12 protein-coding genes are annotated in these 9,366 nt (G+C 51.3%); all 12 read right to left on the bottom strand.

The window, feature by feature from the left end; all coding sequences use genetic code 11:
- On the bottom strand, positions 1 to 295 hold a 295-nt coding region (locus tag PHI12_12145; protein MDD5511543.1), incomplete at its 3' end, for a hypothetical protein.
- 74 nt (positions 296 to 369) lie between these two features.
- The gene (locus tag PHI12_12140) at positions 370 to 825 is read right to left on the bottom strand and encodes a hypothetical protein (GenBank protein MDD5511542.1); all 456 of its coding nucleotides are present in this window, start codon (positions 823 to 825) and stop codon (positions 370 to 372) included.
- Between the two features lie 2 nt (positions 826 to 827).
- The gene (locus PHI12_12135; protein ID MDD5511541.1) at positions 828 to 1,157 is read right to left on the bottom strand and encodes a phage head closure protein; all 330 of its coding nucleotides are present in this window, start codon (positions 1,155 to 1,157) and stop codon (positions 828 to 830) included.
- Complete coding sequence (locus PHI12_12130; protein MDD5511540.1) at positions 1,157 to 2,035, bottom strand: phage head-tail connector protein; 879 nt, start codon at positions 2,033 to 2,035, stop codon at positions 1,157 to 1,159. The genes PHI12_12135 and PHI12_12130 overlap by 1 nt, the downstream gene beginning before the upstream one ends.
- Positions 2,032 to 2,451, bottom strand: a complete 420-nt coding sequence (locus PHI12_12125) for a hypothetical protein (protein ID MDD5511539.1) — start codon at positions 2,449 to 2,451, stop codon at positions 2,032 to 2,034. Before PHI12_12125 ends, PHI12_12130 begins: the two co-directional genes overlap by 4 nt.
- The gene (locus PHI12_12120; GenBank protein MDD5511538.1) at positions 2,448 to 2,777 is read right to left on the bottom strand and encodes a hypothetical protein; all 330 of its coding nucleotides are present in this window, start codon (positions 2,775 to 2,777) and stop codon (positions 2,448 to 2,450) included. The genes PHI12_12125 and PHI12_12120 overlap by 4 nt, the downstream gene beginning before the upstream one ends.
- A 17-nt stretch (positions 2,778 to 2,794) precedes the next feature.
- Entirely contained in the window at positions 2,795 to 3,253 is a 459-nt protein-coding gene (locus PHI12_12115; protein ID MDD5511537.1) for a hypothetical protein, read from the bottom strand.
- A gap of 68 nt (positions 3,254 to 3,321) precedes the next feature.
- Complete coding sequence (locus tag PHI12_12110; GenBank protein ID MDD5511536.1) at positions 3,322 to 4,608, bottom strand: hypothetical protein; 1,287 nt, start codon at positions 4,606 to 4,608, stop codon at positions 3,322 to 3,324.
- Between the two features lie 63 nt (positions 4,609 to 4,671).
- Positions 4,672 to 5,142, bottom strand: a complete 471-nt coding sequence (locus PHI12_12105; protein ID MDD5511535.1) for a hypothetical protein — start codon at positions 5,140 to 5,142, stop codon at positions 4,672 to 4,674.
- A 64-nt stretch (positions 5,143 to 5,206) separates the two neighbouring features.
- Positions 5,207 to 6,637 (bottom strand): phage major capsid protein, encoded by a 1,431-nt coding sequence (locus PHI12_12100; protein MDD5511534.1) that lies wholly within the window; start codon positions 6,635 to 6,637, stop codon positions 5,207 to 5,209.
- 162 nt (positions 6,638 to 6,799) lie between these two features.
- Positions 6,800 to 8,161, bottom strand: a complete 1,362-nt coding sequence (locus PHI12_12095) for a hypothetical protein (GenBank protein MDD5511533.1) — start codon at positions 8,159 to 8,161, stop codon at positions 6,800 to 6,802.
- 199 nt (positions 8,162 to 8,360) lie between these two features.
- A partial coding sequence (locus PHI12_12090) for a phage minor head protein (GenBank protein MDD5511532.1) occupies positions 8,361 to 9,366 on the bottom strand: 1,006 nt, incomplete at its 5' end.

Below are 9,366 nucleotides of genomic sequence, written 5' to 3'. Positions count from 1 at the left end.
TTGTCAAAAGCTGATCGTCGTATAAAGCAGTCAGCAACGGCAATGCGACAGTCAGGTTGGTGATCGCCCCGCTCGTGCAAAGCCTGAAGGTGACGTGCCAGTCCTGAATGTAGTTACGGTTTGACGATCCCATTGACCACTGCTGGTTTCCCTCTCCTATTGAAAAAGCCAGCCACGTCCCAGTCACGTTCTGGGGAACAGTGTCCAGATAGATGTTGGCACCGGTCTTGGCGCGCAGGTTGGCCCCTGAAGAACCTGTATACTGAGCGCAGATCGCCTTTATCAGCTCGTCCATTTTGCCCCTTAACCTTTTACCCTTTTCATATTTTGCACCCGTCCTCGACCGTTCTAGACGCTGTTTTGACCGTCCTACGTTCCCTTTACTATCATTGACAACACCTTTAACCTGTTTCGCCTGACTGCTGGCATCAGATAGGGCCTCGCTCCCATATAAGCTGTGCCCATTTCTAGATACCAAGCATACGTATGCTTCTCGCTGTTCGGATTGTCCCTATCCCCCGGTTTCATCCTACTGCCAACCCGCCTGACCAGCGCACTCGGGGCGTCAAAACCAATACTGATCTTCAGATGGCCGGTCTGGATATTGGGTGGTTCACCAGGAGCAGATGGATGCCCGCGTTTCCACGCCTTAGAACTGTTCTTCTTAAACCCGCCACTTTTATTGGGTTCCATTGGAGCAGAACCAAATGATTCCACTACGTCATTTGCCACCATGATCGCCGCCGAGTCCAGGTTCGCCTTGACCTTCTTCTCCACGGCGTCCATGAAAGCCTGTCCTCGCCAGATTAGAGTACCGAGTCCCATATTTATCCTGTCAAATTGGTAGTTAGTTCAAGGTGATGTCCCATCCGGTCAATGTCGTTCACCCTCACTATCTGATATCTCACATCACTTATCTCAAGTTCATGCTTCGTCGTGATCACCGAGGTGTAGTCGCAGAACACCTTATGGCTTGCGCTCGTGCCCTCCCGCGAGAGCAACTCCCGCTCGGTCGCACTCAGTTCCGTTATCCTGCAAGGAACACTGGACATAGCAGACACGGTTGATGGGGAGGATGACCACCCGCCGTATGCGTCCACCGTCATGCCCAGTGAAATCAAATCAAATGTGCTGTTCAATAATCCTGTGAAGGACATTATAAAGTTTTCCTCGCGTAAGGTGACAACTCCCTCCATCGAGCGTCCACAGCCGCCGCCACCGACGTATCGGCGTTGGAGTATGAGTATGCACCGATGCTTTCACTCTTTAGGGTAAAATCTCGCTTCCGTGACAGGTAAGAGTCATTTATCGCTCCATTCACCGCATAGACAAGTCCACCCGGCAGGTCTCCCGCTGTCTCAAGTGCAGTATGCCCTGTGTTGTCAACCGGCAGGGTGTACCCAGCCACATACCACACGAATATGTTCTGCTTCCCGCAAGTAAAGCCAAATCCATCCGCGCTCTCTATCGCTCGCTGGGTAGCCCACGACACCCTGATCTTGTCGGTCTCGGATGCTATCGTCAGCTCGGCAAGGTTCGGGTCGGTCGCGTCGTCTGCCCACATTGGCCTCAGCAGCGTGGTCGGCCTCGTCTCCATGCCGGACTGTATCACCGCCGTCCAGCCAGCCGTCAGGTTGATCTGTGCGGCCAGGGTCGTGACGGTCTTGTAGGTCGCCAGGGCAAGCGTGGTGCTGGTCTCGGCACCCGCCGTGCTCACGCTGTGCAGCAGGACAGATGAACTAGTTACCGACACGGACGCTTCCTCGCCGCCTGTGAACATCACCGTCATCACATCATCGTAGTAACCCGTGACCATGTAGATGTTGGTGATGGGTGAGTTGGGCAGGATCATCTTCCTTGTCCCTGTCCCGTCAAGCCACTGGCGGTAGGTAGCCGTCCCGAATGTTCGGTCACACTTGCGCTCTATCGCCTCGGACACGTCCGCGATCAGCCGGTCCAGGAGAGTGTCATCGGTGGAGCCGGATATCCCCGCCTGCTGCTTTAGCAAGAACCGCGTTGTCAACAGACTGCTCATGTTTCCCTCGTTCTATGCCCACCTTTTGGCATTCTTAATTCGTCCTTTGGTATATCCTTAATTGAGCCCCCAGGAATCCTAACTTCAATAACCCCTCGTTTGTATTTTTCTGTTGAAGTCTCCGACAGATGAACTATCCCGTGTTGAACATGTCCATCCTTACCCAAGAAAACGACATCGTCGCCTCCAGACACCTTTTCGCGCAATGGTTTTGTTACTGCTGTAAATGCTCGTTTTTCAGCAGATGAAGGTCCTTCTTTCCCTTTATCTTTTCCATCACGTTTAGCAATTGCATCAGATACACTTTGTCCCTCAGCGATGAATATAGCCCTGCCATTCATTGTGATCCATCGACCCTCGTCTTCATCAAAGCCTTTCACCTCACGTACAAATAGTTTATGAGCGAATGGACTCATTTTGCCTCATCGGGTTTCTCAATCATCTTGTTTGCCACAGGAGCGCGAATTATCTTCAACTCACACGTCACCTTATCGCCAGACCTGACGGAAATCTTGTGCCACTGCCTGCCAGCTTCCACCAGCACGTAGTTCTGTACACGCCTGATGCCTGCCGCCGACGGACACTTGATCTCTATCGTCCTGACCTCTTCAGCCGGGAGTTCTGGGCGAGCCGTGTTCTGGGGAGGCAACTCCACTCTCTCGGGAACAACAGCAACAACCGGTTCTTGCTCTTCAGTTGTCCCGTCCTGTTCCTCAACTCGTTCTATCTTTCGCTTTGCCATGATCTCCTCCTATGTTTTTATTTCCAATACAGGTCAACTCTACCCGAACAGTTTGTGCCAAGACCGGTCACAGACAGCGTAGGAATATCATTCCACGCACAGCGGGTCACGTTGGAAGATATACCATCCCTTATGCTCACTCCCGGACAGACTACAACCGTACTATTACTGGCCAAAGCCGAACAAGTCCCGCGAAGCAGATCAACTCCTGCTGAATTGGTAAGCACCACAGAATATGTCGCCACCGCTACACTTGTTGAAACTAAAACAACCTGATAGACTTCGCCCCTGATATATTTAGTAAGAACCCCTGTTGCATTACCATTGGTGGTGGTTGTCCAATTAAGGATCACTTTGTTTGGCTCTCCAAAAGTAGTCCATGTTTCTGTGACTGTCCCTTCTGCTTGACAGAAAGAAAGCGGTGACAGTATCAAAATCGCTCCAACCATCACCCGAACTAAAAACTTATTTTTCATTCTTCCTTCCTTTGCCTCTGGTTAGAGGGGATTGAACCCCCCTAACCTTTTGCAAATTATTCAAACCATTACGGATTTTCTGTTACTGCCACAATCAAACCATTTACGATCTCATAAACGTTTGTTATGCCAGTAATACCATTAGTAACAGTTCCGGAATACAGGTTCGTTACTGATCCGCCTGCGACAATATTCGCGCCAGAATAATTTGTGGCCGCGTTTATATCTACGGCGGTCATTGCCGTTGCAGCCGTCAATCCAGCCGCACTCATTGCCAGAGCGGTTACGCCAGTTAATGATGTGCCATCGTTCAAGGCAATCGCCGCAGCATTTGGGATAGCATTAGTAATAGCAGCGATCGGTATATTACCACCAATAGATGCGCCTAATGTCCCAGCAGCATTAGTTAGCGCCGCTTCGGGAACGTTACCAAGAACATTTCCGCCAGGAATATTTGTCAACGAACCAGCATCATTCAATGCCAACTTATCAAGATTAACGCTTTCCGTTTGGACATCAGTCCCTGGACGTAATGACAAGGCAGTCCTTACGGCTGAATAATCAGCACAATCAAGAATTGTCTTGATATTTGCCCCACCAAGCACCAATCCTGATGTGGGAATATTGGTCAATGATCCGCCGTCATTCAGACCCAACTTTTGACTGTTGGTATCCAGACGAGCGTTAGCGACCGTTCCATCATGTAATGCGCTTGCGTTTAGGTTAGTAGCCGCGCCAGCATCAACCGCCGACATAACAGTAGCCGCCGTCAACTGATCGGCAGATAAGGCTGCATTAGCAATTACGCCAGCCGTGCTGATAGTCCAATCGGATGACTTGATCTCAGCAGTTGCGCTTGCGTTTCCGATTGTAACGGCGTTTGCGGTTGTCTCGCCAATCGTCAATTCGCCCGCAGATTTAGCATCAATTCCCGAACCAGCATCTGTCGTAATATAATTAGCATCAATACCACCATTATGCACAGATTCAGCTGTAAATGTCGCCGTGTTGGTAACAGTCAGCTTGCCAGTGATTGCCGCGTTGGTCTTCACAATAATACTATCCGCAAATGTACCTACGCCAGTAACCCCCAACGTTCCGCCAACAGTGGCATTCGTTCTTACTGTGGCATTGTTTATCGTCAGATCGCCAAATATAATCGCATACGCCGGGTTCATAGTCACATTGTAGAGCCCGTCTGCTCCCATCGCCAGGTTGGTCGTCCCTGTAGACTTCGCCTTGTAGATCAAATCCCCCTGTCCAGACGGACCGGAATAGGACATCTCCACATTGGCGGCAAGCAGTAACGATCCTGCAATAAAACAACCCGCCAAACTTAAACATAATTTCTTCATTCTCTTCTCCTTTTGTCTCCGGGGAGGGATCGTTGAAGAACCGCTCCCCTTTGACAATGTTAATTACGTGTTCACCGAAGGCATGTTGCCGGCACCGGGGGCATACCGAGGCTCATATAACTCATACACAATCGCAGTATGGGTCGCGTTTGTGATCGCACCTGCCAGATCGAGACGGATATACTGGTTTTCAGAAGCCAGAGTATCTGTGTCAAGCATGTCGGCCTTGACCTCGAATATGTATAAACTGGTCGCTGAACTCGCGCCAGCAGTCGTCAACGTGGATGCTTCAACCCGAGTCAAAGCGTCATTCCCTGCCGTGTCACCACTAATGGTCTCGCACTTCCAGTATTCCGTAAACGCCAACGCAGTGTTGGCGGTCGTGGTCGTGCCTTGCTTCAGTGTGACCGTTCCGTCAGCCGCTGTAGACGAGGCTGTTACAAACAGCATTATCCGGCAACGGTTATACTTGGACATGTTGACCGATTTGGTGTCGGTTGTCAGTGCGCTGGACGCCACCATAGGGTCGCGCATGACGATCTTCGTATTTTCAACTAATCTCATTTTCATTTCTCCTTGTCATTATTTTGTTTTATTGTTAGATCGCGGCAATCGCAACCACAGGGCTCAACGTGCTGCCATAGCGGGGCTGGAATGCAGCGTCGCTGGCGTTCTGCCCGTCGACGTATTTGGTGATGCGGAACGCAGTCTGACCATAATCAAATTTCAGATGGATGCTCTGCGCAACCTCTGGGCCTGACTGGTCGTCGGCGATCACGTAGTCACTCAGGTCGGTAAGGACCACGCTCTTGGCGTCGCCAAGAACAGGAACCTTCTCCGTCCAAACGATCGGGTAGCCCCAAAGGCTCTGGCCAGGGGCTCCAAGGACGCTGTTAATAAACACAGGCGTGCTAGCCGTTCCACCCGTTACGTTCAGCAACGGAAGTTGCGGGAACACTGTCCGATTCATAAGCCAGACAACACTACCCGACTTGAACTCGCGCAGGCGAGCAAACATGGCCGTGGTATTTTCCAACACGAAGGTGGCGGTATCTTGGTCAGTTATTCCAGAAATATCCACACGGCAGGGTGCATTGAGCAAGCCGAGAGGCTGTGCTCCGCCAACTCCACCGATGAATGACAGGTCTTCTTTCCAACCGACAGCCTCACCAAACCGAGGAATCATCCATGAGCCGATGCTTACCGGCGCCCACTTAATCCATTCCTCAGACGCATAACCCATCGCCGTCATTTTCTTGAGTTTGAACTCAAGACGGGCGAATGCAGGTTTGGTACCGGTGCCAGTGTCAGCGTTCTCGTCATCAAACTTGATTGAGATGCCGCCGTAGACTGTACCAGTCGCATGAGTCACATCGCGCAGATAAGGAACCTGCAAGATCTGGGTGTTCATCGTCAGCTTGGTCGCTCGCGGACGGATGACTGAGTTCTCCAAAGCGATCAGATTCATCATCTGACTGGCCGCCGAGAAGATCAGATAGCCACCGTCTTGGTCTGAGGAAACCACAAGGCCGTCACCAGCTGCTTTCTTCAGCATCTGGTCAGAACGCTCTTTACATTTAACGAGCTTGTCAGATGCCCTACCACCCATGGTAGCACTAGCAACATCACGAGCAAACTGACCAAACGCGTGCATAACTCCAAATTTGCCTTCTTTGGTCTCAAGCAGTTCCTTTGAGGACTTCTGGTTGTCCGGCAGGTACCCGAAGGTCGGGTCTTCGTCTGACAGGTCCTTGGTCTCAACGTGAATCTTAATTCCCTTTTGTGCGGGCATTTCCTTGATGGCTTTGCTGACGGCCTTGCCGACCAGATCGCTCATCTTGGCTTCTTGTACTTCGGCATCTTCCTTGGCTTTCGCTTCGGCTTCAGCGTCGTAGATTTCGGCCACCTTCTTCTCAATCAGGGACTCCGCCGTTTTAACATCTACTTCAAGGACGGTGTCCTCGTCATGGGTGGAGCCGGTGTGGTCTGTCCACGACTTACCCTTTAATATTCTGATAAACTTATTCATTGTTTATTCTTTCCTTTGTTTTTGTTTCGTATCTTTTTGAACACAACCGATATTCCTTTTGTCCCGGACTTCGTGGAGTCTGCCCTGCTGAGGAACAGCTTCAGGCTCTCCTTTACTCTCCGGAAAAGATTCATCTGTTGTTTTCGTTCTGACATCTATTTGTTAAATTCTTCCAAGTTTCTTGTTCAACGCCTGCTCTACCAGCTCGCCCACCGAGACGACTCTGGGCATTACCTTCTTGACTCCCATGCCAACCACCCTCACGGTCGGAGTGGCGATATAGAGCGGCCTGATGTATTCGCTCTTGTAAAGTTCCGGGAACCCCTCTCGCAACTCGCCCTGCGTGTAGTCCTTGAACTCAGGCACCTCTTTCCCAAACTCAACGTAATGCTTGGCTAGATGGTCATATACGCCCTTGCGGTCGGCCAGCGGGATGGCAATCCCACCCCTCGCGCCAAGCAGTAGCCCCATTGAGTCCTTAACCTGCTCCCACACTGGCACCTTGTCGGCCTCATTGTGGTGGATCAGTTTATAGGAGGACTTCATCTCCGGGTCGCCACCAAACCACGCGCAAAGTTCCTTCTGCTCGTTGACTTCCTCTTTCTTGGCCTTCATCACCTTGTTGCACTTCGGGCACAGCATCCCCGGCTTACCCTTAGCGGTTGCGCCGCACTCGGGACAGACCATCGCCACCTCTCCACCTTCAGTATCGCCTTCGGGGGCGTCATCTGTAGTGACTCCATCCACCCCGACGGCCTTTAACTCATACACAATTCGTTTCTCTACTTTCTGCGGATCACCTACAAGTAACACTTCTCCGTCAGTAACAGAATAATTTTGTCTCCAAAATACTTGTTTGTCGTCCGAGTAGATAAAGTAAGTGTCAAATATTTCATTCACCCATGGAGTACTTGGACCCACTTGAAGACCACTAGAAACAGGGTACTTCTCCCGAAGTGTAGTCTGCAATCTATTTCGTAAATCATCACATGATAATGACCCCAACGCCACTTTCACATCAAACCCCATCTGCTTGAACATCAGATCAGTTGCACCGTATCCTTTAGCCACCTGCAATACGGTCGTGTCCCGGTTCATCCCCAGTCCCACGTCGCTATGCTCTAGCATGAGCACCTTGTGGAGAATCCGCTTGACGTTCTTGCGGCTCTCGCCCAGCTCCGGCCATGACTTCTGCATGATGTCCAGCTCGCCGCTGAACCCGTTGTCGGTCTTCTTGGAGATCTTGAGCGGCACATATCCAATTGAGCTTTGCTTCTGGTGTCCCTGCTGGACCAGTCGCCACACCACCTCGGCCATCGTGCCTGGACCAGTGTCACCGTAGACTGACTTCACCAGCAACCCCATCGGGTTGACATCCACGGTCTCGTCGCTACCCAGTGGCGGGAGGCTGTAGTTGTGCCCCCAAAAGAATACGGGATTCTTGAGGAACTCCTTGAGCACTATTCCCTCTGGGACGACCACATCACCCTCGGCGTCGCAGGAGCGGGTGGATACATACTTCATCGCCGCACGTGACCCCTCGTCAAGCTGGTTGGTGCGAGCCTTCTCTGCATGGACTGTGCGTTCCACGAAGCAGTGGTCGGTGTCAAGCCCTTCGTCCTTGCAGGTTTTATGAACGCTGTCACGAATCTTTACGTCCAACATAGGTAAAAGATTTCCAAGTTCAAGCTGTTTTTTCATCTGTTGTTGTTTTCCTTATTGTTTATTCTAATCGTGCGGTGAGGGCGCAACGGCAATTTGGATGAAGCGGAGGACCACCCACACTGCTATAATCAAACTCCATCGTCCCACCACCCGCCACCGCCATCGTGTCACCAAGGTCTTTGAAATTGCTGTCCAGTTCCACCTCAGTCCCGTCCATAGCTAAACAGAAAGCACAGGCATCAGCACTTGCGTCCCAGACTTTCGCCTCCACCACGTCGGTCTCTTTCCAAGCCTCGGTGGTGCCGGTGGAGTATGCTCTGGCTGATTCTGTCCTCGCTATCATCTCGGCACGACCCGCGTCCTGCCACTCCTCGTCAATGTCGTAGATGCGCTTCTTCAGCTCAGTTATGGTCTCACCGTTGTCCATACCCTCAAGCAGTTCACTTTGCAGCCTGTCTGCCGTGCCGTTGCTGATCTCCCTAGCGAACATGAAGTTCTCGTTGCGGATGGCGTCCAGCACCTGCTTGCTCTCAATCCACTCGGGCAGGTCAAAGTGAATGGCGGACAGAGCCGTATCGCCACCGGCCTTGAACGGATGCCAACGGATCGGAAGCGTGAGTTGGTTGGTCTCGTTTGTCCACTTCTTGCCGTCAATCAAGGTGCCACCAGACTTGACAAACCGCTCCACGTTCTTTCGTGCGTCTGCCGCCTGCCGGGTGAAGATGTCGTTCATGGCGGACTTGAACTCACGCTCGCTTCGGTTCAGCGGAGACACTTTCCCTACCTTAGCCTTCCACTCCATCAGGAAGGGGAGCTGACCGTTCAGCCGGACACCCTTGATGAGCATGAACTGAGTGCTATAGATTTTACCTTTTTTATTATTGCGTTCTTTCTCCACGCTATGATTCATCTGGAAAATTACTTCTTCCCACGTATCTTCATGGATACTGTGAGTCTCAGACATTGTATTTATAAAACCATCTTTCAAATCCACCCATTTTCCATCTTCACCTTCGTCACGTACTTCTGCCACTCTTGGGTCTGTCTTGAGTTGTGTTAAAGAA

It is taken from the genome of Dehalococcoidales bacterium (assembly GCA_028716225.1).
Classification (GTDB): Bacteria; Chloroflexota; Dehalococcoidia; order Dehalococcoidales; family UBA5760; genus UBA5760.
The sequence above is the reverse complement of the archived record's forward strand: the minus strand, read 5'-3'. Positions and strand labels throughout refer to the sequence as shown.